The sequence below is a fragment of the Streptomyces sp. NPDC086989 genome (assembly GCF_044745505.1).
Classification (GTDB): domain Bacteria; phylum Actinomycetota; class Actinomycetes; order Streptomycetales; family Streptomycetaceae; genus Streptomyces.
The window spans coordinates 1-26,464 of record NZ_JBIVAL010000002.1; the positions used below are offsets into that span (position 1 = coordinate 1).

Here is a 26,464-nt window from a genome sequence, read left to right on the forward strand (position 1 = left end):
CGCCCCCCCCGGGGGGGGGGGGGGGGGGGGGGGGGGGGGGGGGGGGGGCGGGGCCCCCCCCCCCCACCCCCCCCCCCCCCGACGCCGCACCCGCCCGGGTCCATGACGGTGGACGCGAGTGGGTCAGGAACGGCCGCCGCCGCCCCGGCGGCCGCGGGTGCCCACGCCGCCGAAGGAGCCCGGTCCCGGCCTCCCGCCGCCGAAGCCCCCGCTCCCGTCCCCGCCGCTCCCGTCCCCGCCGCCCCCGCGGCCGCCGCGCAGGATCTCGCCCAGGATGATCCCGCCGAGGACCGCGCCGCCCCTGCCGCCGCCCTGCCGCTGCTGCCCGCCGCCCCCGTACGCGTTCCGGTACGCCCGTACGTCCTCCTCGGCCAGCTGCTGCGCCTGCCGCGCCAGCCCGTCCGCCCGCTGTGCCTGCGCCAGCGCGCCCCCCGGGTCCGAACCCGCCAGCGCCGCCGACCGCTCCAACCGCCGCTGCGCCTCCGCCAGCCGCGTACGGGCCTCGCCGCCGACAGCGCCCCGGCTGGTGGTGACGTAGTCCGCCGCCGCCCCGAGCGCACTACGGGCCGCGAGCATCGCCTGGTCCAGCAGCGCGGCCGCCCGCTGCCGGCCGCTCTCGCGCTCCCGGGCCCCGGCCAGCGCCTCGTCGAGGACGGCACCGGCCTCCTCCACCCGGCGCAGCGCGTCGATCGGGTCGTACCGGCCGGCCGCCTGTTCCCTTCGTACGTCGGCCAGGACCGCCTCCGCCCGGCCCATCCGGCCCCGCAGGTCCGCCGTGGAGGTGCCCTCCGCCGTGCCGGTCAGCAGGCCGCGGGCATCGGCCAGGTCGGTGTCCGTCCCGGTGAGCGCCCCGGGCAGTTTCCCGACCGCCTCGGCCAGCTCCTGCGCCCGCCGCTCCACCGCCTCGACCAGCGTCGCCGCCTGGTCCACCGCACCCTCGGCGGCCCGTACGTGCACCACCGCCTCCCCGTTGCCGTCCCCGTCGACCGCCGCCCGGGCCTCGCCCAGGCTGGTCGCCGCGAAGAGCAACCGGTCCCGGGCCTGGTCGGCGGCGGTGGCCACCGGCGCGGACGCCGAGTCCGCGTACCGGCCCGCCAGAGCCGTCAACGTCGCCTCGGCCGTCGCCGTACGGCCCGTCAGGTCGCGGTAGTGCGCCTCCACCGCGGCGAGTGCCTGCGGGGCGTTCTTCTCCAGGTCCCGAAGCCGGTCGAAGTCCGCCGACTCGGCGTCCAGCCGCCGGTTCGCCTCGGTGCAGCGCGCCACGATCTCGTCGAGCATCCGCCGCCGCGCCGGATCGTCCTCGGGGTACGCGTCGTCGAGCTGCCGGCGCAGCCGGAACGCGGCCGTTAGCTCGCTCCGCGCGAAGGCGACGGCCTCGGTGAAGGCGGCGACCGCCGCAACGCCGAACTGCGCCGAGGCGAAGCCGAGCTCCTCGGTGCTGGTGCGGATCGCGTCGTCGGTCTCCACCAGCAGGGACTTGGCCTTGGCGTCCAGCTCGGACAGCGGGAGCACGGTCGTGGTCGCCGGCTGCGCGCCCCAGCCCGTCGTGCCGGTCCCTCCGGCGCCGCCCCCGCGCTTGCGGCGGCGGTACGCGTACGCCCCGAACGCGCCGGCCGCACCGACGACGACCACCGGGAGCACGTAGTCGCCGGCCCCGCCGCCTTCGCCCAAGTCCCCGCCGGGGTCCGCCACACCCGGGGTGACGGCCGGCACCGGTACGGGCCTGCCCGAGAGCACGGCGCCGTACCCGTCGGCGGCGCCGATCGCGGCGCCCGCCCAGTCGTTCTGCCGCAGCGCCGGCCCGATCGCCGTCCGGGCGACGTCCGCGAGCTGTGCCTGCGTGAACCGGGAGCCCACGTCGGCCGAATAGGCGTACCGGCGCGCCCCGGTCGCCACGGCCAGCAGCACGTCGTCCCGGCCGAGGCCGTTCTTCTGCGCGGTGGCGTCCGCCCAGCTCTGCGCGGAACGCCCGGAGAAGTCGTGCACGTACGTCACGAACAGCCGGATCCGGTGGTGGGCGTACAGCGTGTCGAGCGCGGCGGTGACGGCGGCCCTCCGGTCGCCCAGGGCGCCCACGCGGTCGGTGATCTGTCCCTGCGAGGACAGGGTGACGGGGTCCTCGGCCCGGACGGCCGGCGCCACGGCCACCCCCCAGCCGCCGAGCCCCAGCAGCGCGGCGGCCAGGACGAGTCCGGCCCGTACGGACATCCCGGTGGTGGTGCGTCGCGTCGTCCTGCTCCTGGGCGCCCTCACACCTGGGAGGGTATGGGCGGCCGTGGCCGCCCGCACCCGGAGGACCCCGGGGTTCCGGGGCCCGCCACGGGAGGGCGTACGCCGCCGGTTCCGGGCGGGACAGCACGAGGTGGTCGCCGACCATCTGCGCGTCCCCGTCGCCGAGCGCCGGCTGCTCCCACTGGCGGCGACGGCGGCCCGTCGCCGGATCCGGAACGGCGACGAACGGGCCCGACTCCCGGCTCATCCCCCACCCGCACCGCAGAGCCCCCTGGCATCACGTCATGCGACGTTCCCCCAGGGGGCATCGTGTCCTGCTGAGTCCCCGGCCGGGGGTGCTACGGCTCCCCGCGCCTGCGGATCTTGTTCCCGAGCCAGACCAGCGGGTCGTACTTGCGGTCCACCGCCCGCTCCTTCAGCGGGATCAGCGCATTGTCGGTGATCTTGATCCCCTCCGGGCAGACCTCCGTACAGCACTTGGTGATGTTGCAGTAGCCGAGCCCGTGCTCGTCCTGGGCCGTGCGCTTGCGGTCAAGGCCCGCGTCGGCCGCCGCGTCCAGCGGGTGCATGTCCAGCTCCGCGACCCGCATCAGGAAGCGCGGACCGGCGAACGCCTGCTTGTTCTCCTCGTGGTCGCGCACCACGTGACAGGTGTCCTGGCACAGGAAGCACTCGATGCACTTCCTGAACTCCTGCGAGCGGTCCACGTCCACCTGCTGCATCCGGTACGCGCCCGGGGCCACCCCCTGCGGCGGCACGAAGGCCGGGACCTCGCGCGCCTTGCTGTAGTTGAACGACACGTCCGTGACCAGGTCCCGGACGACCGGGAAGGCACGCAGCGGGGTGACCGTGATCGTCTCGGACCGGTCGAAGGTGGACATGCGCGTCATGCACATCAGCCGCGGCCGCCCGTTGATCTCCGCGCTGCACGAGCCGCACTTGCCCGCCTTGCAGTTCCAGCGCACCGCCAGGTCCGGGGTCTGGGTGGCCTGGAGCCGGTGGACGATGTCCAGGACGACCTCGCCGTCGTGGACCTCCACGGTGAAGTCCCTCAGCTCCCCGCCCTCCGCGTCGCCCCGCCAGATCCGGAAGCGGGCGTCGTAGTCAGTCACTCGTAGAGCTCCTCTTCGGCGAGGTACTTGGCCAGCTCTTCCTTCTCGAAGAGCGCCAGCAGGTCGGGGCGGATGGGTTCGGTGCGGGTCCGCACGAGGGAGATCCGGTCGGCCGCAGGATCCTCGGGCACCGGGTCGACCGGGCGGCACAGCAGGTTCACCGGGCGCCAGGTGCGCTCCATCGACGGGCAGTCCTCCCGGGTGTGCCCGCCGCGGCTCTCGGTGCGCTCCAGGGCCGCGCGGGCCACGCACTCGCTGACCAGCAGCATGTTGCGCAGGTCCAGGGCGAGGTGCCAGCCCGGGTTGAACTGCCGGTGCCCTTCGACGCCGGCCCGGGCTGCCCGTACGCGCAGGCCCGCCAGCCTCTCCAGCGCCTCGGCCATCTCGCCCTCGCGGCGGATGATCCCGACCAGGTCGTTCATGGTCGTCTGGAGTTCCTGGTGCAGCGTGTACGGGTTCTCCGCGCCCTCGGTGGCGTGGAACGGGGCCAGTGCCTCCTCCGCCGCCGCGTCGATCTCGGCCTGGGAGACCGCGGGCGGTGCGCCGGCGAGGCCCTCGGCGTACTCCGCCGCGTGCAGACCGGCCCGCCGGCCGAACACCAGCAGGTCGGACAGGGAGTTCCCGCCGAGCCGGTTCGAGCCGTGCATGCCGCCCGCGACCTCGCCCGCCGCGAACAGGCCCGGGACCCCGACGGTCGCGGCGGTGTCCGAGTCCACCGCGATCCCGCCCATGACGTAGTGGCAGGTCGGGCCGACCTCCATCGGCTCGGCGGTGATGTCCACGTCCGCCAGCTCCTTGAACTGGTGGTACATGGAGGGCAGCCGCCGCTTGATCCGCTCGGCGGGCATCCGGGTCGACACGTCGAGGAAGACCCCGCCGTGCGGGGAGCCGCGGCCCGCCTTGACCTCGGAGTTGATGGCCCTCGCCACCTCGTCGCGGGGGAGCAGTTCGGGCGGACGCCGGTTGTGGTCCGGGTCCTCGTACCAGCGGTCGCCCTCCTCCTCGGACTCCGCGTACTTCTCCTTGAAGACGTCCGGGACGTAGTCGAACATGAACCGCTTGCCCTCGCTGTTGCGCAGCACCCCGCCGTCGCCGCGCACCGACTCGGTGACGAGGATCCCCTTCACCGAGGGCGGCCAGACCATGCCGGTCGGGTGGAACTGCACGAACTCCATGTTCAGCAGCGGGGCGCCCGCGAGCAGGGCCAGCGCGTGGCCGTCGCCCGTGTACTCCCAGGAGTTCGAGGTGGTCTTGAAGGACTTGCCGATCCCGCCCGTGGCCAGGACCACCGCCGGGGCCTCCAGGACGAAGAACCGGCCGGACTCGCGCTCGTAGCAGAAGACCCCCGAGACCCTCGGCCCGTCCTTCGGGCTGCGGTCCTTCAGGACCCGGGTGACCGTGCACTCCTGGAAGACCTTGAGCCGGGCCTCGTAGTCCCCGAACTCCCTGAAGTCCTGCTGCTGGAGCTGGACGATCTTCTGCTGGAGGGTGCGGATCAGCTCCAGGCCGGTCCGGTCGCCGACGTGGGCCAGGCGCGGGTACTCGTGCCCGCCGAAATTGCGCTGGGAGATCCTCCCGTCCGGGGTGCGGTCGAAGAGCGCTCCCCAGGTCTCCAGCTCCCAGACCCGGTCCGGGGCCTCCTTGGCGTGGAGTTCCGCCATCCGCCACTGGTTGAGGAACTTCCCGCCGCGCATGGTGTCGCGGAAGTGCACCTGCCAGTTGTCACCCTCGTTGACGTTGCCCATGGAGGCGGCGATCCCGCCCTCCGCCATCACCGTGTGGGCCTTGCCGAACAGCGACTTGCAGATCACGGCCGTGCGCCTGCCCCGCTCGCGGGCCTCGATCGCGGCCCGCAGCCCGGCGCCGCCCGCGCCGACCACGACCACGTCCCACTGCTGCCGGTCCACTTGAGCCATGTCAGAAGATCCTCGGGTCGGTGAAGGTGCCGCTGGCCAGCAGGTACACGTAGAAGTCGCACAGCGCGACGCTGACCAGCGAGGACCACGCGAGCAGCATGTGGCGGGAGTTGAGCCTGCTGATCCATCCCCACAGCCGGTAGCGCACCGGGTGCCTGGAGAAGTGCCGCAGGCGGCCGCCCATGATGTGCCGGCAGGAGTGGCAGGACAGCGTGTAGGCCCAGATCAGCACGATGTTGACGAGGAACAGCAGCGTCCCGAGGCCCATGTGGCCCCACTCGTACCGGTCGTTGCGGAAGGTCAGGGCCGTGTCGTACGTGAGGATGCCCGCGACCGGAAGCGCCGCGTAGAAGAAGTACCGGTGCGCGTTCTGGAGGATCAGCGGGAAGCGCGTCTCGCCCGTGTACGTCGCGTGCGGCTCGGCGACGGCGCAGGCGGGCGGCGAGGCCCAGAAGCCCCGGTAGTACGCCTTGCGGTAGTAGTAGCAGGTCAGCCGGAAGCCGAGCGGGAAGACCAGGATCAGCAGGGCGGGTGACAGGCCCCACCAGCTGCCGAACAGGTCCAGGTTGGGGCCGCCGCGCATCTCCCTGCAGTTCTCCGCGAGACACGGGGAGTAGAACGGGGAGACGTACGGGGCCGCGTAGTAGTCGGCGTTGGCGAACGCCCGCCACGTCGAGTAGACGATGAAGGCGAGCAGCCCGGCCGCGGTGGCCGCGGGGGCCAGCCACCACCGGTCGGTGCGCAGGTGCCGGGCGGCGATCGCGGCCCGGGAGGCGTCGTGGACGCCGGTCAGCCGGGGTGGTTCCGTGCCTGTGGCCAAAGGGGACTCCGGGTGGAGTGATGAGGGGTGACCCACGAGGCCCAGCCGCGGACGGCTGGGCCGGGTGGGGTGCGGGGTGCCGCGCGTGCGGGGGGCGAGCCCTCCGGTCAGGGTGCCCGGCGGTCGCGGGCGCCGAGACCCTCGTCGTCGACGTCCTGCCACAGCGCGCTGTCGTACGGGGCGTCCGAAATGGGGACCATCCCCTCCTGGCGTGGCGCCCGCGGGGTGCCGGGGGACTGCCGGGCCGCGTCCTTGACGTCCCGCTCCAGCCGTTCCACCGAGCGGACCAGCTCGTTCAGGTTGCGTCGTACGGCGGTCAAATCGTCTTGCAGGGACATGACTTGCCCTCACTTCCGCTGGTTGCGGTGGCAACGCTCATGTGCGCCTGCGAGTGTCGCGCCTCCCGTCCCCGGTTGTGAAGGGACGTGCAGCGATTGCGGGCGCGCAGGCGCAATCTGTGCGCCCCTCCCCGCTCCCATTTTGATCCCTCTTCCGGGGGAACGCCCGCCCGTGGCGCAAGCGGGATTGGTCCGCACGGGTGGGGTTCGCGGCGTGGCGAGGGCCGGCTGCGAGAGGTGCGGCGGGCGGTGGATTTCAGTGTGTTGCGGCACCCAGTGTGATCAGCTCCATATACCCCCAAACGTGATCAAGCCGCCCCTTTCACGCCCCGTCCCGGAGGTACCGCCCATGTCCCAGAGAAGGCGCAGGCCCTTGGCGCTCCTGACCTCGGGAGTCCTCGCACTGCCGCTGCTCGCGGGCTGCGGCGCCGGTGACGACGACGGCGGTCCCGTGGCCGCCGGCCAGGACATCGCGGCGACGTCCCGCGACCAGGTCGCCGACGGCGGCGTGCTGCGCTGGGCCGTGGACACCCTCCCCGACACCCTGAACACCTTCCAGGCCGACGCGGACGCCACCACCAACCGGATCGCCGGAGCGGTGCTGCCCCAGCTGTTCACCCTGGACGAGAAGGGCCGGCCGGTCGCCAACCCGGACTACCTGGAGAAGGCCGCGGTCGTCGAGCGGGAGCCCAAGCAGGTCGTCCTGTACAAGCTGAACCAGCAGGCGGTCTGGAGCGACGGCCGCGAGATCGGCGCCGCCGACTTCGTGGCGCAGTGGCGCGCCCTGAACGGCAAGGACTCGGCGTACTGGACGGCCCGCAACGCCGGCTACGACCGGATCGAGAAGATCGAGCGCGGCAAGACCGACCTGGAGGTCAAGGTCACCTTCGCCAAGCCGTACACCGACTGGCGCTCCCTGTTCACGCCGCTCTACCCCAAGCAGGTCACCGGCACCCCGGACTCCTTCAACGAGGGTGCCCGCGGCACCCTCAAGGTGACCGCCGGACCCTTCAACCTCGGCGCCATCGACAAGAAGACCGGCACCGCGGCCCTGACCCGCAACGCCCGCTGGTGGGGCCGGCCGGCCAAGCTGGACACGCTCGTCATGACCGCCGTGCCCCGCGCCCAGCGCCCCGCCGCGCTGGCCGCCGGCAAGGTCGACCTGGCGGAGGTCGACCGCGCGGGCGCCGACCGGATCGCGGCGGCCCGCCGGGAGGCGGAGCACGCCCCCGGCTCGGGCGGGGCCCCGGCGCACGGGCCGGGCGCCGCCGTCACCCCGGCCGAGGCCACGCTGTCGTGGGCGGTGGCGAACGGCCCCGACGAGGGCAAGGCGGCGACGGAGCGGGACACCCGGGCGCAGAACGCCGAGACGGCCAGGAACTACGCCGACGAGCAGGCGGCCCTGCGCTCCTTCACGGTCCGCAAGTCCCTGGAGCCGGCCTACACGCAGCTCGCCCTGAACGGGGCCTCCGGCCCGCTGGCCGACGAGCGGGTCCGGCGGGCCGTGGCCCGGGCCCTGGACCGCAAGGAACTGGCCGAGATCGTACTGAAGCCCCTGGGCCTCCCCGCGAAGCCGGTCGGCAGCCACGTGGCGCTGGCCGGGCAGCGGGCGTACTCCGACAACAGCGACGCACTCGGCGGCAAGGACCTCCACGCGGCCGAGGCCCTGCTCGCGGACGCGGGCTGGCGCCGGGGCGGCAAGATCACCGAGCCGGCGGGCGCGAAGGCCGGCTCCGAGAACGCGGAGGGCGACGGCCAGGACGACTCGAAGACCCCGTCGGGCCCGGGCACCGGGAACGACGGCCTGTACATCGTGGGCCAGGAGGACGAGCGCAACGGCGACGGCCTGGAGCGCGGGATCCCGGCGGTCGGCGGGGAAACGTTCGCGCAGGGCGGCCGCGGCGAGCGGGTCTCCCCGGTGCCGGGCGCGGCCCTGCACGCGCAGGAGCAGAGGGCGGCGCTGCTGGCCCAGGCCGAGGCCCTCGACGCGAAGAACCCGGCGGACCCGGCCGAAGCGGCCGGCACGGACGCGGCGGGCACCGCCGATGCCGCGGCGGGCGCGGGCGCAGGTTCCGGCTCTGGCTCCGACGACGCCAAGCGCGGCCCGGCCCGCGACGGCGAGGCCCCCGGACCCGGCAAGGCGGGCAGCGCCTCCCCGGCGCCCGCCCCGGCCAAGCAGGCCCGCACCTCCGGGAACATGCTCGCCAAGGACGGCAAGGCGCTCAGCCTGCGCTTCGTCCTCCCGGCCGGCCCCGGCTCCGAGGCGCTGCGCACGGTCGGCGAGCGGATCGCCCAGATGCTCCGCAAGGTCGGGGTGAACACCGAGCTGACCAAGGTGGCCGACGAGAGCTTCTTCAAGGACCACGTCGCCTCGGGCCAGTACGACCTGGCGCTGTACTCCTGGCCGGCGACGGCCTACCCGGCCACCGACGCCCGGCCCATCTTCGCCAAGCCGGAGCCGGCCGCCGACGGCTCGCTCCTCGTCGAACAGAACTACACCCGGGTCGGCACCGACCACATCGACCAGCTCTTCGACCAGGCGCTCGGCGAGCTGGACGAGGACGCCTCGCGCGAGCTGATGCGCAAGGCGGACGCCCGGATCTGGGCCGCCGCCGGCTCCATCCCGCTCTACCAGCGCCCCGAGCTGGTGGCCGTCAAGCCGAACCTCGTCAATGCCGGCGCCTTCGGCCTCGGCACCCCCCGCTTCCAGGACATCGGCTGGAAGAAGCCCCCGGCCGCAGCGAAAGACTCGGGGAAGAAGAAGTGACAAAACGGGGCCAGACAGATTGAGCTTCGGCTCACAAGCTCAGATGTGACTCAAGTCGCTTGCCCGCCGGATCCTCCGGCGGGCAAGGTCGTGTCTACCCGTTGACCCGCGGCAATACCCGCAGTACCCCCAGCCGGGGACCCCCCACCCCGTACCCGGCTCTTCTCAGTCCTCCGGCCTCTTGACAGACCCCCCGGCGGGCGGTTCCCGCCACGCGACGTACGATGGGGTAAGGCCGTGGCAGGTTTTCCGCCCGGTCGAGGCGCGCGTGCCGGACCGTACGCGCCGCCATCCACGATCCCGGGAGAAGCGCCGAAGTGCCCACGCGCCACGACATCCGTAACGTCGCCATCGTCGCCCACGTCGACCATGGCAAGACGACCATCGTCGATGCCATGCTCAAGCAGGCCGGTGCCTTCGCCGCCCACCAGCACCTCGACGACCGCATGATGGACTCGAACGACCTGGAGCGTGAGAAGGGCATCACGATCCTCGCCAAGAACACGGCGGTGAAGTATCACCCCAAGGACGGCGGGGCCCCGATCACGATCAACATCATCGACACCCCCGGCCACGCCGACTTCGGTGGTGAGGTCGAGCGCGGTCTGTCGATGGTGGACGCCGTCGTCCTGCTGGTGGACGCCTCCGAGGGTCCGCTGCCCCAGACCCGCTTCGTCCTGCGCAAGGCCCTGCAGGCGAAGATGCCGGTCATCCTGTGCATCAACAAGACCGACCGCCCGGACTCCCGGATCGACGACGTCGTCAACGAGACGTACGACCTCTTCCTGGACCTGGACGCCACCGAGGAGCAGATCGAGTTCCCGATCGTCTACGCCTGCGGCCGTGACGGCATCGCCTCGCTGACCAAGCCGGAGGACGGCACCGTCCCCGCGGACAGCGACAGCCTGGAGCCCTTCTTCTCCACCATCCTGGAGCACGTCCCGGCCCCGGTGTACGACGACGAGGCGCCCCTCCAGGCCCACGTCACCAACCTGGACGCGGACAACTTCCTCGGCCGCATCGCGCTGCTCCGCGTCGAGCAGGGCGAGCTGCGCAAGGGCCAGACGGTCGCGTGGATCAAGCGTGACGGCACCATGTCGAACGTCCGCATCACCGAGCTGATGATGACCGAGGCGCTCACCCGCAAGCCGGCCGAGGTGGCGGGCCCGGGTGACATCTGCGCGGTCGCCGGTATCCCCGACATCATGATCGGCGAGACCCTGGCCGACCCGGAGAACCCGATCGCGCTCCCGCTGATCTCGGTCGACGAGCCGGCGATCTCCATGACCATCGGCACGAACACCTCCCCGCTGGTCGGCCGCGGCGGCACGGGCAAGGGCGCGGACGCGAAGTCCGCGGTCAAGGACCGCAAGGTCACCGCCCGCCAGGTCAAGGACCGCCTGGACCGCGAGCTCATCGGCAACGTCTCGCTCCGCGTGCTCGACACCGAGCGCCCCGACGCCTGGGAGGTCCAGGGCCGCGGTGAGCTCGCGCTCGCCATCCTGGTCGAGCAGATGCGCCGCGAGGGCTTCGAGCTGACCATCGGCAAGCCGCAGGTCGTCACGCAGGAGATCGACGGCAAGGTCCACGAGCCGGTCGAGCGCATGACGATCGACGTGCCCGAGGAGCACATGGGCGCCGTCACGCAGCTCATGGGCGTCCGCAAGGGCCGCATGGACAACATGTCGAACCACGGCTCCGGCTGGGTCCGCATGGAGTTCGTCGTCCCGTCGCGCGGCCTCATCGGCTTCCGTACGGAGTTCCTGACCAACACCCGCGGTACGGGTATCGCCCACTCGATCCACGAGGGCCACGAGCCGTGGTTCGGCCAGCTGGTCACCCGCAACAACGGTTCGCTGGTCGCCGACCGCGCCGGTGCGGTCACGCCGTTCGCGATGATCAACCTGCAGGAGCGCGGCGTCCTGTTCGCCGACCCCGGCACCGAGGTGTACGAGGGCATGATCGTCGGCGAGAACTCGCGCTCCGACGACATGGACGTGAACATCACCAAGGAGAAGAAGCTCACCAACATGCGTGCGGCTTCCGCGGACAACACGGAGAACGTGATCCCGCCGCGCAAGCTCTCCCTGGAGCAGTCCCTGGAGTTCTGCCGCGACGACGAGTGCGTCGAGGTGACCCCGGAGGCCGTCCGCATCCGCAAGGTCGTCCTGGACCAGAAGGAGCGCTCGCGCACCGCGTCGCGCGCCAAGTCCGGCAAGTAGGTCCGGCCCGCAGGCCCGCCCGCAGGTCCGGCCTGTAGGAAGTGGGCCCCGCGGGGCCGCTGTTCGGCAGACAACCCCTTCACCACGGCTTCGTGGGGGAGGGGTTGTCGTCGTTTGTCAAGCGGATTGTTGCATTCCAGTGTCCGCGGTGTCCGTATACCGACCGTGACACTCCGGATGGTGAGCTAACAGTCCGTTTCGCACGTGTCTGTCTCCTATCCGTTTGTCCGGATTTCGGGTTTTCGCCGTGCGGTGATGTTGTGAAAACGAGACCAGTTAAGTGTGGTTTACGGTCAGGTCGTCCCTGAGGATGGCTCCATTGAGCTCGGGTCAATGGGTCACACGCTGTGGGGAGCGTCGACTCACGAGCACACTCGGGGCACAGTTCATCTCGCCGTCAGGGGTGTCGGCGAATCGTTCATGTGTCCCGCACATCAAACAGTGGACTCATGAGGAGGAAACCCATGCGCGGTGCCAAGAGCGCCAAGTGGGTAGCGGGCGCGATTGTCGTCGCCCTGGCTGCGACCGCCTGCGGTGGCAACGACAAGGGCGACGCCGCCGGCAAGGGTGAGGTTGACCCGAACGGCATCTACTCCGTCGAGGTGGGCGAGCCCGAGAAGCTCCTCCAGCCGGCCGACACGATGGAGTCCAACGGCTCGATCGTCATGTCCGGTCTGTTCTCGCAGCTCGTCGACTACGACGCCGACGGCAAGCTGACCATGGTCAACGCCGAGTCGGTCGAGTCCAAGGACAGCAAGCTCTGGACCGTCAAGCTCAAGCCGGGCTGGACCTTCCACGACGGCACCAAGGTGACCGCCGAGTCCTACGTCAAGGCCTGGAACTGGGCCGCGAACATCAACAACAAGCAGGGCAACGCCTCTTGGTTCGCGGACATCAAGGGCTTCGAGGCGCTCCACCCCGAGGCCGAGGGCGCCAAGCCCACCGCCGAGGCGCTGGAGGGCCTGAAGGTCGTCGACGAGAACACCTTCACCATCGAGCTCGCGAACGCCGTTCCGTACTTCGCGTACAAGCTCGGCTACGAGGTCTTCTCCCCGCTGCCCGAGTCCTTCTACAAGGACCCGAAGGCCGCCGGTGAGAAGCCGGTCGGCAACGGCCCCTACAAGTTCAAGTCGTGGGAGCACAAGAAGCAGATCGAGCTCACCCGCTTCGACGACTACAAGGGCGAGAACAAGGCGAAGAACGGTGGTGTGATCCTCAAGAACTACTCCACCCTCGAAACCGCCTACGAGGACCTGAAGTCGGGCAACGTCGACGTCCTGCGTCAGATCGGCCCGAAGGACCTGCCGGTCTACCGCGCCGACCTCGGCAACCGTGCCGTGGACCAGGCGTACTCCGCGATCCAGACCCTGGCCATCGCGTTCTACGCCGACCAGTGGAAGACCCCGAAGCCGGTCGACCCGAAGGTCATCCAGGGCCTGTCGATGGCCATCGACCGTGACACCATCACCAAGACGGTGCTCCAGGGCACCCGCGAGCCGGCCACGGGCTGGGTCGCCAAGGGCGTCCTCGGCTACACGCCGAACGCCACCGGTGACGTCACCAAGTTCAACCCGGCCAAGGCCAAGGAGCTCATCACCGCGGGCGGTGGCGTTCCGAACAACGAGATCTTCATCCAGTTCAACTCGGATGGCGGTCACAAGGAATGGGTCGACGCTGTCTGCAACAGCATCACCCAGGCCACCGGCGTCAAGTGCACCGGCGACGCCAAGCCGGACTTCCAGGCCGACCTCCAGGCCCGCAAGTCCAAGCAGGTCAAGTCGATCTACCGCTCCGGCTGGGTCCTCGACTACCCCGTGAACGCCAACTTCATCAGCGACCTGTTCCGTACGGGCGCGGGCGGCAACCAGGGCGGCTTCTCGAACCCCGACCTGGACGCCAAGATCGCCGCTGCCGACACGGCCTCGTCGCTCGACGAGTCGGTGAAGGCGTACCAGGGCATCGAGAAGGACCTGGTCAACTACATGCCCTCGATCCCGCTCTGGTACTACAAGGTCAACGCGGGCTTCTCCGAGAAGGTCCAGAACGTGAAGTACGCCCAGGACGGCGACCCGATCCTCGAAGGCGTCGAGGTCAAGAAGTAAGTCCCACAGCGTAATTCCGCTCGACGGATGTGGGCCGGCGGGGAGCCGGCCCGCATCCGGGCCTAAATGCAGAGCCCCGGGGGGCCCTTTCGCGACGCAGTGACGATCCCGTCACGTGCGTGCGTGGCGAAAGGGCCCGTCCGGCTGCCTCTGCCGCATCTTCTACGGAGGCATGATGGGGCGCTATGTCGCACGACGACTGCTCCAGATGATTCCGGTCTTCTTCGGGACGACCGCGCTCATCTTCTTGATGGTCTACAGCCTGCCCGGCGACCCCGTGGCCGGACTCTTCGGTGACAAGGGAACCGACCCCGCCACGCTCGCCGCACTCCGGCACGAGCACGGGCTCGACCTGCCGGTGTGGCACCAGTACTACAACTACATCACCGGCATCCTGTTCCACTTCGACTTCGGACAGCAGATCCGCAGCGGACGTGAGATCACGGATGTCATCGGTTCCGCTTTCCCGGTCACGCTCCGACTGGCCTTCCTGGCCTTCGCGATCGAGATCGTCCTGGGTCTGGCCCTCGGCATCGTCGCCGGGCTGAAGGCCGGCAAGCTGGTCGACAACCTGGTCCTGATCCTCACGCTGCTGATCATCTCGATGCCGGTCTTCGTGCTCGGCTTCATCGTCAAGTCGGTCTTCGCCTTCCAGCTCGGCTGGATCGACCCCAACGTCAGCAACAAGGAGACGTGGGGCGAACTCATCGCGCCGGCCATCGTGCTCGGATCGCTGTCGCTGGCCTACGTGGCCCGGCTGACGCGCACCTCGATGGCCGAGAACCTGCGCGCGGACTACATCCGCACCGCCGTGGCCAAGGGTCTTCCCAAGCGCCGTGTCATCGGTGTGCACCTGATGCGCAACTCGATGATCCCGGTCGTGACCTTCCTGGGTACCGACATCGGTGCCCTCATGGGCGGCGCCGTCGTCACCGAGGGCATCTTCAACGTCAAGGGCGTCGGTGGTCTGATCTACGACTCGGTCATCCGCCGCGAGGGCCTCACCGTGGTCGGTGTCGTCACCGTCCTGGTCGTCGTCTACCTCATCGCCAGCCTGCTCGTCGACCTCCTCTACGCGGTCATGGACCCGAGGATCCGGTATGCCTGACATGACCAAGACCCAAGCCGTTTCGACCGAGGGTGCTGTGGCCCCCGTCGACGCGATCGCGCCCGCCACCAAGGAGAAGGCGCGCAGCCTCTGGGGCGACGCGTGGTCGGACCTGCGCCGCAACCCGTACTTCGTCGTCTCCGCGGCGCTGATCCTCGTCCTCCTGGTGATCGCCGCCTTCCCGGGCTGGTTCACCAGCGCCGACCCGACCAAGGGCGACCTGGTCCACCACTTCCTCGGCAAGCCGGAACTCTCCAAGGTCGGTTCGCCGGACTGGCTCGGATACGACGGCCAGGGGCGCAGCGTCTACGCGCGCCTCGTCTACGGCACCCGGGCCTCGATCATCGTCGCCACCTGCGTGACGGCGATCGTCACCCTCGTCGGTGGTATCACGGGCATGATCGCCGGCTACTTCGGCGGCCTCACGGACACGCTCATCTCCGGGGTCACCAACATCTTCTTCGGCATCCCCTTCCTGCTCGGCTCGATGGTCGTCCTCCAGGCCTTCACCAAGCGCACGGTGTGGACCGTCGTCTTCGCCCTGGCCTTCCTGGGATGGACGCAGATCACCCGCGTCATGCGCGGTTCTGTCATCACGGTGAAGCAGGCCGACTACGTGCACGCCGCCAAGGCACTGGGCGCCGGCACCAGCCGGATCCTGATGCGGCACATCCTTCCCAACGCCATGGCACCCGTGATCGTGGTCTCCACGATCGCGCTCGGCGGCTACATCGCGGCCGAGGCCACCCTGTCCTACCTGGGTCTGGGTCTCGCGGCCCCCACCATCTCGTGGGGTGTGGACATCTCCGCCGGCGCCGCGCAGATCCGAGTGGCGCAGCACATCCTGCTGTACCCCTCGATCATGCTGAGCATCACCGTCCTCGCCTTCATCATGCTCGGCGAAGCGGTCCGCAACGCCCTCGACCCCAAGCTGCGCTGAGGAGGGCGTAAGTGATCACCATGGACAACACCAGCACTGTTCCCTCCCCGCGTGACGGGAACCCGCAGACGCCGCTCCTCGAAGTGCGCGACCTGCACGTGGAGTTCCACACGCGTGACGGCGTCGCCAAGGCCGTCAACGGCGTCAACTACTCCGTCGGTGCCGGCGAGACCCTCGCCGTCCTCGGCGAGTCCGGCTCCGGCAAGTCCGTCACCGCCCAGGCCATCATGGGCATCCTCGACATGCCCCCCGGCAAGATCCCGCAGGGCGAGATCTTCTTCCGCGGCCAGGACATGCTCAAGATGAGCTTCGAGGAGCGGCGCAAGCTCCGCGGCCGGAAGATCGCCATGATCTTCCAGGACGCGCTGTCCTCGCTGAACCCGGTGCTCACCGTCGGCTACCAGCTGGGCGAGATGTTCCGCGTCCACCAGGGCCTGTCGAAGAAGGAAGCCCGGCTCAAGGCCATCGAGCTGATGGACAAGGTGAAGATCCCCGCCGCGAAGCAGCGCGTGGACGATTACCCGCACCACTTCTCGGGCGGTATGCGCCAGCGCATCATGATCGCCATGGCGATCGCGCTGGAGCCGGACCTGATCATCGCCGACGAGCCGACCACGGCCCTCGACGTGACCGTCCAGGCCCAGGTCATGGACCTGCTCGCGGAGCTCCAGCGCGAGCTGAACATGGGCCTGATCCTGATCACGCACGACCTCGGCGTCGTCGCCGACGTCGCGGACAAGATCGCGGTCATGTACGCGGGCCGGATCGTCGAGACGGCTCCCGTGCACGAGATCTACAAGCGGCCGGCCCACCCGTACACCCGGGGCCTGCTCGACTCGATCCCGCGCCTGGACCAGAAGGGCCAGGAGCTCTTCGCGATCAAGGGCCTGCCGCCCAACCTCCTGCGACTGCCGACCGGCTGCTCGTTCAACCCGCGCTGCACCGTCGCGCAGGACATCTGCCGTTCGGACGTGCCCCTGCTCCAGGTGGTCAGCGCGCAGGACGGCTCCGAGCTGCCCGGCCGCGCCAGCGCCTGCCACTTCTGGAAGGAGCAGCTCCATGGCTGAGCTCACCAAGAACGCCCCCGAGCGCGAGCCGATCCTCCAGGTCCGCAACCTGGTCAAGCACTTCCCGCTGACCCAGGGCATCCTGTTCAAGAAGCAGGTCGGCGCGGTCAAGGCCGTCGACGGCATCAGCTTCGACCTGTACCGGGGCGAGACGCTGGGCATCGTCGGCGAGTCCGGCTGTGGCAAGTCCACGGTCGCCAAGCTGCTGATGAACCTGGAGCGGGCCACCGCCGGCGAGGTCTTCTACAAGGGCCAGGACATCACCAAGCTGTCCGGCCGCGCGCTGAAGGCCGTCCGGCGCAACATCCAGATGGTGTTCCAGGACCCGTACACGTCGCTGAACCCGCGCATGACGGTCGGCGACATCATCGGGGAGACCTACGACATCCACCCGGAGGTGGCTCCGAAGGGCGACCGGCGCCGCAAGGTCCAGGACCTCCTGGACGTCGTGGGCCTGAACCCGGAGTACATCAACCGGTACCCGCACCAGTTCTCCGGCGGTCAGCGCCAGCGCATCGGCATCGCCCGCGGCCTCGCGCTCAACCCGGAGATCATCATCTGCGACGAGCCGGTCTCCGCGCTCGACGTGTCGGTGCAGGCGCAGGTCATCAACCTGATGGAGAAGCTCCAGGACGAGTTCAACCTCTCCTACATCTTCATCGCGCACGACCTCTCGATCGTCCGGCACATCTCGGACCGCGTGGGCGTCATGTACCTGGGCAAGATGGCCGAGATCGGTACCGACAGCGAGATCTACGACCACCCGACGCACCCCTACACCCAGGCGCTGCTGTCGGCCGTCCCGGTCCCGGACCCGGAGGCCCGCGCCCACCGCGAGCGGATCATCCTCACCGGTGACGTCCCCTCCCCGGCGAACCCGCCGTCGGGCTGCCGCTTCCGCACCCGCTGCTGGAAGGCGGAGGAGCGGTGCGCCACGGAGGAGCCGATCCTGGCGATCCCGACGCGCTTCGAGGGCGTCAACAGCCTCGCCGCGCACCAGTCGGCCTGCCACTTCGCCGAAGAGAAGGCCGTTCTGGGAGTCTGATCCTGCCGGACACCGGCCGGGGCACAGCCGATTCCGGTTGTGCCCCGGCCGCGGTTCACCCCCGTGACACCCGAGGAGGCCAGTACCCGTGCGCGCAGCGAGCAAATGGGTCGCCGGTGCCGTCGTCGTGGCGACCGCTGCCACGGCGTGCAGCACCGACCAGGACGCGACGGCCCACAAGACCGGCGGCCACATTTCGGTGGTGCTCAGTGAACCGCAGCACGGACTGGTGGGTCAGGAAACCGCCGAGTCCGAGGGGGCCGAGGTCCTCCACGCCCTGTTCACCGGCCTGGTCTCCTACGACAACAGGACCAACGAGCCGAAACTCGCGATAGCCGAGTCCATCGACTCCGCGGACTCCAGGACCTGGACCATCAGGATCAAGGACGGCTTCACCTTCCACAACGGCGAGAAGGTCGACGCACAGTCCTTCGTCCGTGCCTGGAACTGGGGCGCCAACCAGGAGAACACCGCCGAGGCGATGGGCTTCTTCTCGAAGATCGAGGGCTCCGACGAGCTTGCCCCCGGCGCCGGCAGGAAGCCCACCGCCAGGGAGCTCAAGGGCCTGCGGGTCATCGACGACAGGACCTTCACCGTCACCCTCAGGGCGCCGTTCTCCCAGTTCAAGACCATGCTCGGGTACAACGCCTTCTATCCGCTGCCCCGGGCGTTCGAGGCCGACCCGAAGGCGTTCGGCGAGTCCCCGATCGGGAACGGGCCGTTCCGCATGGACGGCGTCTGGGAGCACAACAAGCAGATCAAGCTCAAGAAGTACGACAAGTACCCGGCCGAGGGTCGCGCGAAGCTCGACGGCGTGACGTTCAAGATCTACGAGAACCCGGACGGCGCCTACAACGACCTGCGCAAGAACAAGCTGCAGATCGTCGACAGGCTGCCCGTCTCGGCGCTCCCCAACGTCGCCGAGGAATTCGGCGACCGCTACATCTACAAGCCGGAGGCATCCGTCGGCTACCTCGGCCTCCCGCTGGAGACCAACCCCGGGGCCTTCGGCAAGCCCGAGATCCGCAAGGCGATCTCGATGGCCATCGACCGGGACGCCATCTCCAAGACCGTCTTCAACGGCACCCGCAAGCGGGCCGACGACTTCATCAGCCCGATCGTCCCCGGCTACCGCAAGGGCGCCCTGGGCGAGGCCGGCACGTACAACCCGGCCAAGGCGAAGGCACTGTTCCAGCAGAACGGCGGCGTACCGGGCAACAAGCTGGAACTCGGCTACAACGAGGACGGCGGCCACAAGGAGTGGATCCAGGCCGTCGCCGCGCAGCTGAAGGCGAACCTCGGCATCGAGGTCACCACCAAGGCCTTCCAGAGCTCCGGCGACCTGACCGACGCCGTCAAGGCCGGGAACTTCAAGGGCGCCTTCCGCATGGGCTGGGGCATGGACTACCCCGCCGCGGAGAACTACCTGCGCCCGGTCTTCTCGAAGGAGGCCATCGCCAACGGCTCCAACTTCGGGCGCTACGGGAACGCCGAGTTCGAGGCCACCCTCGCCGCCGCCGACAGCGCCACCGACCCGGCCACGAGCCTGACGCTCTACCAGAAGGCCGACGACATCGTCATCCGCGACCTCCCCTACATCCCGGTCTTCACCTACATGTCCGCCGTGGCCTACTCCTCGTCCGTGAAGAACGTCGAGGTCGACGCCCAGGGCCGCATCGACCTGGCCCACGTCGAGCTCAACTGACACACGAGGGAAGTTGCGGGCGCACCGCGGCCGGGCGGACAGTGGCCCGATGACCGGGACACCGCACGCCCGCCGACGCCCGCGCACGCTGACCGTACGGCCCGCCGGGCCCGGGGACGCGTCCGACATCTGCGGCCTGCTCAACGCCGTCGACGTCATCGAGATCGGCAGACCCGAGACGGACCTCGCGGCGGTCGAGGCCGATCTCCACCACCCCGACGTCGACCTCGGCAAGGACTCCTGGCTGGCGTTCGAGGACGGCCGGCTCGTCGCCTACGCCCTGGTGTGGGCCGACTCCGGGCCCGGCAGGGCCGACTCCGACCACCACGTGCTGCCGGGGCGGCGCGAGGCCGCCGTGCGGCTGCTGGAGCTGATGGAGGTCCGGGCGCGGGAGCTCACCGCCGGAGCGGCCGAGGCCGTCATGCGGCTCCCGCTCAACGTGAGGACCACCCTCGACGCCGACGTACTGCCCGGCCGGGGCTACCGCACCGTCCGCCACCACCAGGTGATGACCCGGACCCTGCCCGCCGCCCACCCCCGACCCGCCCCCGCCGAGGGGCCCGCCGGGCTCGCCCTGCGGGACTGCGCCGCCGACGAGGCCGACCGCCGCCGGGCCCACGCCCTGGTCGAGGAGACCTTCGCCGCCCACTTCGGCCATGTGGAGCGCCCGTACGAGGCCTGGCTGGACCACCTGGACGCCCGCTCCCTCGACTGGTCGCTGGTGTGGATCGCGAGCCTGCCCGGCGCCGGCGACGTGGGCGTCCTGCTGACCCGCGACGACCGCACCAGCATGGGCTGGCTCAGCCGCCTCGGCGTCCGCGCCGACCAGCGCGGCCGGGGCATCGGCGGACACCTGCTGCGCCACGGCTTCGCCGCCTACGCGGCCCGCGGCCGCGACACCGTGGGCCTCGGCGTGGACGTCCACGACGAGACCGGCGCGCTCGGGCTCTACGAGGCGCACGGCATGCGCCTGCACTTCGCGGTCGACACGTGGGAGCTGACATTGCACTCGCAGGGGTGACAGCCGGGAGACGCGAGGGGGCAATCGGTCCAACGAGGAGTGTTCCCGCTCCCACATAGGGTGACATTGGGCCCTAAGTGAGTCTTGGGACCATAGGAGGCACTCCATGCGCGGAGCCACCCACGCCAAGTGGGCCGCATGTGCGGTGGCCGTCGCCCTCGCGGCGACGGCCTGCGGCGGAAGCGACAGCGGCGGGGGCGGCGGCGGTGGCGCTGGAATCGTCAGTTCCTCCTGGGGCGACCCGCAGAACCCGCTGGAGCCGGCCAACACCAACGAGGTGCAGGGCGGCAAGGTCCTCGACATGCTCTTCCGTGGCCTCAAGCGGTACGACCCGAAGACCGGCGAGGCCAAGAACATGCTGGCCGAGAACATCGCGACGACCGACAGCCAGAACTTCACGGTCACCCTGAAGGACGGCTGGAAGTTCAGCAACGACGAGCCGGTCACCGCCCAGTCCTTCGTGGACGCCTGGAACTACGGTGCGGACGTCCGCAACAAGCAGAACAACTCACCGTTCTTCTCGAACATCGTCGGCTACGACGACGTCCACCCCGCCTCCGGTGAGCCCAAGGCCAAGACGATGTCCGGGCTGGTCGTGAAGAACCCCAAGACCTTCACCGTCGCCCTGAAGAACAAGTTCTCCACCTGGCCCGAGACCCTCGGCTACCAGGCCTTCTCCCCGCTGCCCAAGGCCTTCTTCACCGATCACGCCGGCTGGCTGAACAAGCCGGTCGGCAACGGCCCGTACACGGTGGACTCGTACACCAAGGGCACCGGCATGAAGCTGCGCGCCTGGGACGCGTACCCCGGTGAGGACAAGGCGCAGAACAGCGGCGTCGACCTCAAGGTCTACACCGACAACAACACCGCCTACACGGACCTGATCTCCGGCAACCTCGACCTCGTCGACGACGTCCCCGCGCAGCAGCTCAAGAACGTCAAGAACGACCTCGGCGACCGGTACATCAACCAGCCCGCCCTCATCATCCAGACCCTCACCTTCCCGCTGTACGACCCGCAGTGGAACAAGGAGGGCATGGAGAACGTCCGCCGCGGCATCTCCATGGCGATCAACCGCGACGAGATCACCAAGCAGATCTTCCGCGAGACCCGCACCCCGGCCAAGGACTGGACCTCCCCCGCCCTCGGCGAGAAGGGCGGCTTCAACGCCACCCTGTGCGGCGACGCCTGCAAGTTCGACCCCGTGGCCGCCAAGAAGCTCATCCAGGACGCGGGCGGGCTCCCCGGCGGCAAGGTCACGCTGACGTCGAACGTCGACACCGGTTCGCACCGCGAGTGGATGGACGCCGTCTGCAACAGCATCAACAACGCGATCGGCGAGGGCCCGGTCTGCACGGTGAACCCGGTCGGCACCTTCGCCGACTTCCGCAACCAGCAGAGCGCCTACAAGCTGACCGGCCCCTTCCGCTCCGGCTGGCAGGCCGACTACCCGCTGATCCAGAACTTCCTCCAGCCGCTCTACTACACCGGCGCCTCCTCCAACTACGGGAAGTTCAGCAACCCGGAGTTCGACAAGCTCGTCGACGAGGCCAACCAGGAGAGCGACGCCACCAAGGCCATCGCGAAGTTCCAGGACTCCGAGAAGATCCTCGCCGCGCAGATGCCGTCCATCCCCCTCTGGTACCAGAACGGCAGCGCGGGCTACGCCGAGCGGCTCTCCGATGTGGCCCTCAACCAGTTCAGCGTCCCCGTCTACAACGAGATCAAGGTCAGCTGACCCCCTGTCGGATCGATCCCGGAGCAGTCCATGGGACGTTATGTGATCCGGCGGCTGCTCCAGATGATCCCGGTGTTCATCGGCAGCACGTTCCTGATCTTCTTCATGGTGTACGCGCTCGGCGACCCGGTCGCGGCCCTCTTCGGCGACAAGGCGCCCGACCCCGCCACCGCCGCGCGCATCCGCAAGGACCTCTACCTCGACCGGCCCCTGTGGCAGCAGTACCTCCACTACATGGGCCAGATCTTCCAGGGCGACTTCGGCACCGCCTTCAACGGCCAGCCGGTCACCGAGCTGATGGCCTCGGCCTTCCCCGTCACCCTGCGCCTGACCATCGTCGCGATCTTCTTCGAGATCGTCATCGGCATCACCCTCGGCGTGCTCAGCGGGCTGCGCCGCGGCAAGTCCGTCGACACCACCGTGCTGGTGCTCACCCTCGTCGTCATCTCCGTGCCGACGTTCGTGACGGGCTACCTGCTCCAGTACCTCTTCGGCGTCAAATGGGGCTGGGTGCGGCCCACCGTCTCCCCGGACGCCCCCTTCAACGAGCTGATCCTGCCCGGCATCGTGCTCGCCCTGGTCTCCCTCGCGTACGTCACGCGGCTCTCGCGCACCTCCATCGCCGAGAACGTCAAGGCCGACTACGTGCGCACCGCCACCGCCAAGGGCCTGCCGCGCCACCGGGTCGTCACCCGCCACCTGCTGCGCAACTCGCTGATCCCCGTCGTCACGTTCATCGGCACCGACATCGGCGCCCTGATGGGCGGCGCCATCGTCACCGAGCGGATCTTCAACATCCACGGCGTCGGCTACCAGCTCTACCAGGGCATCCTGCGCAACAACTCCCCGACGGTGGTCGGCTTCGTGACCATCCTCGTCATCGTCTTCCTGCTGGCGAACCTGCTCGTCGACCTGCTGTACGCGGTCCTGGACCCGAGGATCCGTTATGCCTGAGCGCAGCGAGCCCGTCTACGACCCACTCGAACCGGGAGAGGGGGAGGCCATCGCACCCACCGGCCAGGGCGGCCCCATGGATCTCGCGCTGGACGAGGCCGAAAGCCTCGAGAGGCCGTCGGGGGACGCCCCCACCGGGGCCGGGCCACAGGAGAGGGCGCGGTCCCTGTGGTCCGACGCCTGGCACCAGCTGCGCCGCAACCCCGTCTTCGTCATCTCCTCGCTGATGATCCTCTTCCTCGTGGTCATCGCGATCTGGCCGCAGCTCATCGCGAGCGGCGACCCGCTGCAGTGCGACCTGTCCAAGTCCCAGCAGGGCTCCGCACCCGGCCACCCCTTCGGCTACGACACCCAGGGCTGCGACGTCTACACCCGTACCGTCCACGGAGCCCGCGCCTCCATCACCGTCGGCGTCTGCGCCACCCTCGGCGCCGCCCTGCTCGGCTCCGTGCTCGGCGGACTCGCCGGGTTCTTCGGCGGCTGGGGCGACGCCCTGCTCTCCCGGGCCGCGGACATCTTCTTCGGCATCCCCGTCGTCCTCGGCGGTCTGGTCTTCCTGTCCGTGGTCACCAGCACCACCGTCTGGCCGGTCGTCGGCTTCATCGTGCTCCTCGGCTGGCCGCAGATCGCCCGCATCGGCCGCGGCTCCGTCATCACCGCCAAACACAACGACTACGTCCAGGCCGCCCGAGCCCTCGGCGCCGGCAACGGCCGGATGCTGCTGCGGCACGTGGCGCCCAACGCCGTCGCCCCCGTCATCGTCGTCGCCACCATCGCCCTGGGCACGTACATCGCCCTGGAGGCCACCCTGTCCTTCCTCGGCGTCGGCCTGCGCCCGCCCACCGTCTCCTGGGGCATCGACATCTCCAACGCGGCCCCGCAGATCCGCAACGCCCCGCACATGCTGCTCTACCCGGCGGGCGCCCTGAGCCTGACCGTGCTCGCGTTCATCATGCTCGGCGACGCGGTGCGCGACGCCCTCGACCCCAAGCTGCGCTGAGGAGTGGGCACCATGCTGCTCGAAGTCCGCGACCTCCATGTGGAGTTCCGAACGCGGGACGGAGTCGCCAAGGCCGTCAACGGCGTCGACTACTCGGTGGACGAGGGCGAAACGCTCGCCGTGCTCGGCGAGTCGGGCTCGGGCAAGTCGGTCACCGCCCAGGCCGTGATGGGGATCCTGGACGTGCCCCCCGGCCGGATCGCGGGCGGCGAGATCCTGTTCAAGGGCCGGGACCTGCTGAGGATGAAGGAGGACGAGCGGCGCAGGATCCGCGGCGCAGAGATGGCGATGATCTTCCAGGACGCCCTGTCCTCCCTGAACCCGGTGCTCAGCGTGGGCGCCCAGCTCGGGGAGATGTACGAGGTCCACCGCGGGATGTCCCGCAAGGACGCCAGGGCCAAGGCGGTCGAGCTGATGGACCGGGTGAAGATCCCGGCGGCGAAACAGCGGGTGGGGGACTACCCGCACCAGTTCTCGGGCGGCATGCGCCAGCGCATCATGATCGCGATGGCGCTGGCCCTGGAGCCCTCCCTGATCATCGCGGACGAGCCGACGACGGCGCTGGACGTCACCGTCCAGGCCCAGGTGATGGACCTGCTCGCGGAGCTCCGGCGGGAACTCAACATGGGGCTCATCCTCATCACCCACGACCTCGGCGTGGTCGCGGACGTCGCCGACAAGATCGCCGTCATGTACGCGGGCCGGATCGTGGAATCGGCCCCCGTGCACCAGATCTACGCCGCGCCTGCGCACCCGTATACGAGGGGCCTGCTCGACTCCATCCCGCGCCTGGACCAGAAGGGCCAGGAGCTGTACGCGATCAAGGGCCTGCCGCCGAACCTGCTGGCCATCCCGCCCGGCTGCGCCTTCAACCCGCGCTGCCCGATGGCGCAGGCCGTCTGCCGCACCGAGGTCCCCCCGCTCGCGGACGTCGCACCGGACCGGGCGAGCGCGTGCTTCTTCTGGAAGGAGTGCCTCGGTGGCTGAGACCATCCTGGAGGTCAGGGACCTCGTCAAGCACTACCCGCTGACCCAGGGCATCCTGTTCAAGAAGCAGGTCGGCGCGGTCAAGGCCGTCGACGGGGTCTCCTTCGGCCTCGCCCGCGGCGAAACGCTCGGCATCGTCGGCGAGTCCGGCTGCGGGAAGTCCACCGTCGCCAAGATGCTGGTCAACCTGGAACGCCCGACGTCCGGCGCGATCTCGTACAAGGGCGAGGACATCACCCGGCTGTCGGGCCGCGCCCTCAAGGCCGTCCGGCGCAACATCCAGATGGTGTTCCAGGACCCGTACACCTCGCTCAATCCCCGCATGACGGTCGGCGACATCATCGGGGAGCCGTACGACATCCACCCGGAGGTGGCCCCGAAGGGCGACCGGCGCCGCAGGGTGCAGGAGCTCCTCGACGTCGTGGGCCTGAACCCGGAGTACATCAACCGGTATCCGCACCAGTTCTCCGGCGGTCAGCGCCAGCGCATCGGCATCGCCCGCGGTCTCGCGCTGCGGCCGGAGGTCATCGTGGCGGACGAGCCGGTCTCCGCGCTCGACGTCTCGGTCCAGGCCCAGGTCATCAACCTCCTGGAGCGGCTGCAGAGCGAGTTCGACCTGTCGTACGTGTTCATCGCCCACGACCTCTCGATCGTGCGGCACATCTCCGACCGGGTCGGCGTGATGTACCTCGGCCGGGTGGTGGAGATCGGCACCGACACCCAGATCTACGACCACCCCACCCACCCGTACACCCAGGCGCTGCTGTCGGCCGTGCCCGTCCCGGACCCGCAGGCCCGCGCCCACCGCGAGCGGATCATCCTGACCGGCGACGTGCCCTCCCCGGCCGACCCGCCGTCGGGCTGCCCCTTCCGCACCCGCTGCTGGAAGGCGCGGCAGCGGTGCACGGACGAGGTCCCGCCGCTGGCCGTCCCGGAGGAGTTCCGCACCGGTGCGGCGGCCCATCCGTCGGCCTGTCACTTCGCGGCGGAGAAGCAGGTCGTCCCGGCGCCCGGAGACCTCCCGCCGCCACCGTCCCCGCCGCCGGTTCCGCCGGTTCCGCCGGTTCCGCCGGTTCCGCCGGTGAAGGAATGACCGGCGGAACCGAGGGGCGAAAACAAGCCACCCCGCGTGGATTCGCTCCGTTAGGGTTGCCTTCCCGCCAACACGCTTTACATCGAGGCAACTTGACCGTATCTGTCCCGAGATCTGGGCCGTGCAGCCTGGGTCCCGTGCGGCCGTGCGGGTGCCGACAGCCGGCCGGGGAGGGCGTACGGCCTCCCCGGCCGGCCTCCCCGTGACCCTGCGCATGCGCGGCATGCGCCCCTCGTGCTGCCGGAATTCGATCGATGCGCTGGTACGGATAGTTATGATCCGTAGCGCACGGTGGGT

Annotated in this window: 19 protein-coding genes; 14 read left to right on the forward strand and 5 right to left on the reverse strand. The window is 69.9% G+C overall.

From position 1 onward, the window contains the following. Positions 1 to 123: 123 nt before the first annotated feature. The 5 genes from ACIPK4_RS03720 to ACIPK4_RS03740 form a co-directional block, all read right to left on the reverse strand. Positions 124 to 2,208 (reverse strand): TPM domain-containing protein, encoded by a 2,085-nt coding sequence (locus tag ACIPK4_RS03720; protein WP_402309692.1) that lies wholly within the window; start codon positions 2,206 to 2,208, stop codon positions 124 to 126. Positions 2,209 to 2,570: 362 nt separating this feature from the next. Continuing rightward, entirely contained in the window at positions 2,571 to 3,344 is a 774-nt protein-coding gene (locus ACIPK4_RS03725) for a succinate dehydrogenase/fumarate reductase iron-sulfur subunit (protein ID WP_402309090.1), read from the reverse strand. Then, positions 3,341 to 5,260 carry a fumarate reductase/succinate dehydrogenase flavoprotein subunit gene (locus ACIPK4_RS03730; protein WP_054226035.1) on the reverse strand — a complete coding sequence of 640 codons (1,920 nt, stop codon included), beginning with the start codon at positions 5,258 to 5,260 and terminating at the stop codon, positions 3,341 to 3,343. The genes ACIPK4_RS03725 and ACIPK4_RS03730 overlap by 4 nt, the downstream gene beginning before the upstream one ends. Before the next feature lies 1 nt (position 5,261). Continuing rightward, on the reverse strand, positions 5,262 to 6,080 hold the full coding sequence (locus tag ACIPK4_RS03735) for a hypothetical protein (protein WP_402309091.1): 819 nt from the start codon (positions 6,078 to 6,080) through the stop codon (positions 5,262 to 5,264). Positions 6,081 to 6,187: 107 nt separating this feature from the next. Next, positions 6,188 to 6,418 carry a hypothetical protein gene (locus ACIPK4_RS03740; protein WP_376192949.1) on the reverse strand — a complete coding sequence of 77 codons (231 nt, stop codon included), beginning with the start codon at positions 6,416 to 6,418 and terminating at the stop codon, positions 6,188 to 6,190. 349 nt (positions 6,419 to 6,767) lie between these two features. Here ACIPK4_RS03740 and ACIPK4_RS03745 point away from each other — a divergent pair, with 349 nt between their 5' ends. The 14 genes from ACIPK4_RS03745 (at position 6,768) to ACIPK4_RS03810 (ending at position 26,167) form a co-directional block, all read left to right on the forward strand. Next, the gene (locus ACIPK4_RS03745) at positions 6,768 to 9,185 is read left to right on the forward strand and encodes an ABC transporter family substrate-binding protein (RefSeq protein ID WP_402309093.1); all 2,418 of its coding nucleotides are present in this window, start codon (positions 6,768 to 6,770) and stop codon (positions 9,183 to 9,185) included. Between the two features lie 317 nt (positions 9,186 to 9,502). Then, a complete protein-coding gene (gene typA / locus ACIPK4_RS03750; RefSeq protein WP_402309095.1) occupies positions 9,503 to 11,407 on the forward strand; it encodes a translational GTPase TypA in 1,905 nt (634 codons plus the stop codon). 464 nt (positions 11,408 to 11,871) lie between these two features. Then, the gene (locus ACIPK4_RS03755) at positions 11,872 to 13,509 is read left to right on the forward strand and encodes an ABC transporter substrate-binding protein (RefSeq protein WP_054226030.1); all 1,638 of its coding nucleotides are present in this window, start codon (positions 11,872 to 11,874) and stop codon (positions 13,507 to 13,509) included. 175 nt (positions 13,510 to 13,684) lie between these two features. Beyond that, positions 13,685 to 14,617, forward strand: coding sequence for an ABC transporter permease (locus ACIPK4_RS03760; RefSeq protein WP_054226029.1), 933 nt, complete (start codon positions 13,685 to 13,687; stop codon positions 14,615 to 14,617). Then, positions 14,610 to 15,557 carry an ABC transporter permease gene (locus tag ACIPK4_RS03765; protein WP_054226028.1) on the forward strand — a complete coding sequence of 316 codons (948 nt, stop codon included), beginning with the start codon at positions 14,610 to 14,612 and terminating at the stop codon, positions 15,555 to 15,557. The genes ACIPK4_RS03760 and ACIPK4_RS03765 overlap by 8 nt, the downstream gene beginning before the upstream one ends. A 20-nt stretch (positions 15,558 to 15,577) precedes the next feature. Continuing rightward, on the forward strand, positions 15,578 to 16,624 hold the full coding sequence (locus ACIPK4_RS03770; protein ID WP_402309695.1) for an ABC transporter ATP-binding protein: 1,047 nt from the start codon (positions 15,578 to 15,580) through the stop codon (positions 16,622 to 16,624). Then, the gene (locus ACIPK4_RS03775) at positions 16,617 to 17,669 is read left to right on the forward strand and encodes an ABC transporter ATP-binding protein (protein ID WP_054226026.1); all 1,053 of its coding nucleotides are present in this window, start codon (positions 16,617 to 16,619) and stop codon (positions 17,667 to 17,669) included. Before ACIPK4_RS03770 ends, ACIPK4_RS03775 begins: the two co-directional genes overlap by 8 nt. A gap of 88 nt (positions 17,670 to 17,757) precedes the next feature. Continuing rightward, complete coding sequence (locus ACIPK4_RS03780; protein ID WP_402309097.1) at positions 17,758 to 19,374, forward strand: ABC transporter substrate-binding protein; 1,617 nt, start codon at positions 17,758 to 17,760, stop codon at positions 19,372 to 19,374. 49 nt (positions 19,375 to 19,423) lie between these two features. Further along, on the forward strand, positions 19,424 to 20,395 hold the full coding sequence (locus ACIPK4_RS03785; protein ID WP_402309098.1) for a GNAT family N-acetyltransferase: 972 nt from the start codon (positions 19,424 to 19,426) through the stop codon (positions 20,393 to 20,395). Between the two features lie 106 nt (positions 20,396 to 20,501). Then, a complete protein-coding gene (locus tag ACIPK4_RS03790) occupies positions 20,502 to 22,133 on the forward strand; it encodes an ABC transporter substrate-binding protein (RefSeq protein WP_054226023.1) in 1,632 nt (543 codons plus the stop codon). A 30-nt stretch (positions 22,134 to 22,163) separates the two neighbouring features. Continuing rightward, a complete protein-coding gene (locus tag ACIPK4_RS03795) occupies positions 22,164 to 23,087 on the forward strand; it encodes an ABC transporter permease (RefSeq protein WP_054226022.1) in 924 nt (307 codons plus the stop codon). After that, positions 23,080 to 24,087 (forward strand): ABC transporter permease, encoded by a 1,008-nt coding sequence (locus tag ACIPK4_RS03800; protein WP_402309100.1) that lies wholly within the window; start codon positions 23,080 to 23,082, stop codon positions 24,085 to 24,087. Before ACIPK4_RS03795 ends, ACIPK4_RS03800 begins: the two co-directional genes overlap by 8 nt. Before the next feature lie 12 nt (positions 24,088 to 24,099). Continuing rightward, positions 24,100 to 25,074 carry an ABC transporter ATP-binding protein gene (locus ACIPK4_RS03805; RefSeq protein ID WP_402309101.1) on the forward strand — a complete coding sequence of 325 codons (975 nt, stop codon included), beginning with the start codon at positions 24,100 to 24,102 and terminating at the stop codon, positions 25,072 to 25,074. Next, positions 25,067 to 26,167, forward strand: coding sequence for an ABC transporter ATP-binding protein (locus tag ACIPK4_RS03810; RefSeq protein ID WP_402309102.1), 1,101 nt, complete (start codon positions 25,067 to 25,069; stop codon positions 26,165 to 26,167). The genes ACIPK4_RS03805 and ACIPK4_RS03810 overlap by 8 nt, the downstream gene beginning before the upstream one ends. The last annotated feature ends 297 nt before the right edge of the window (positions 26,168 to 26,464 follow it).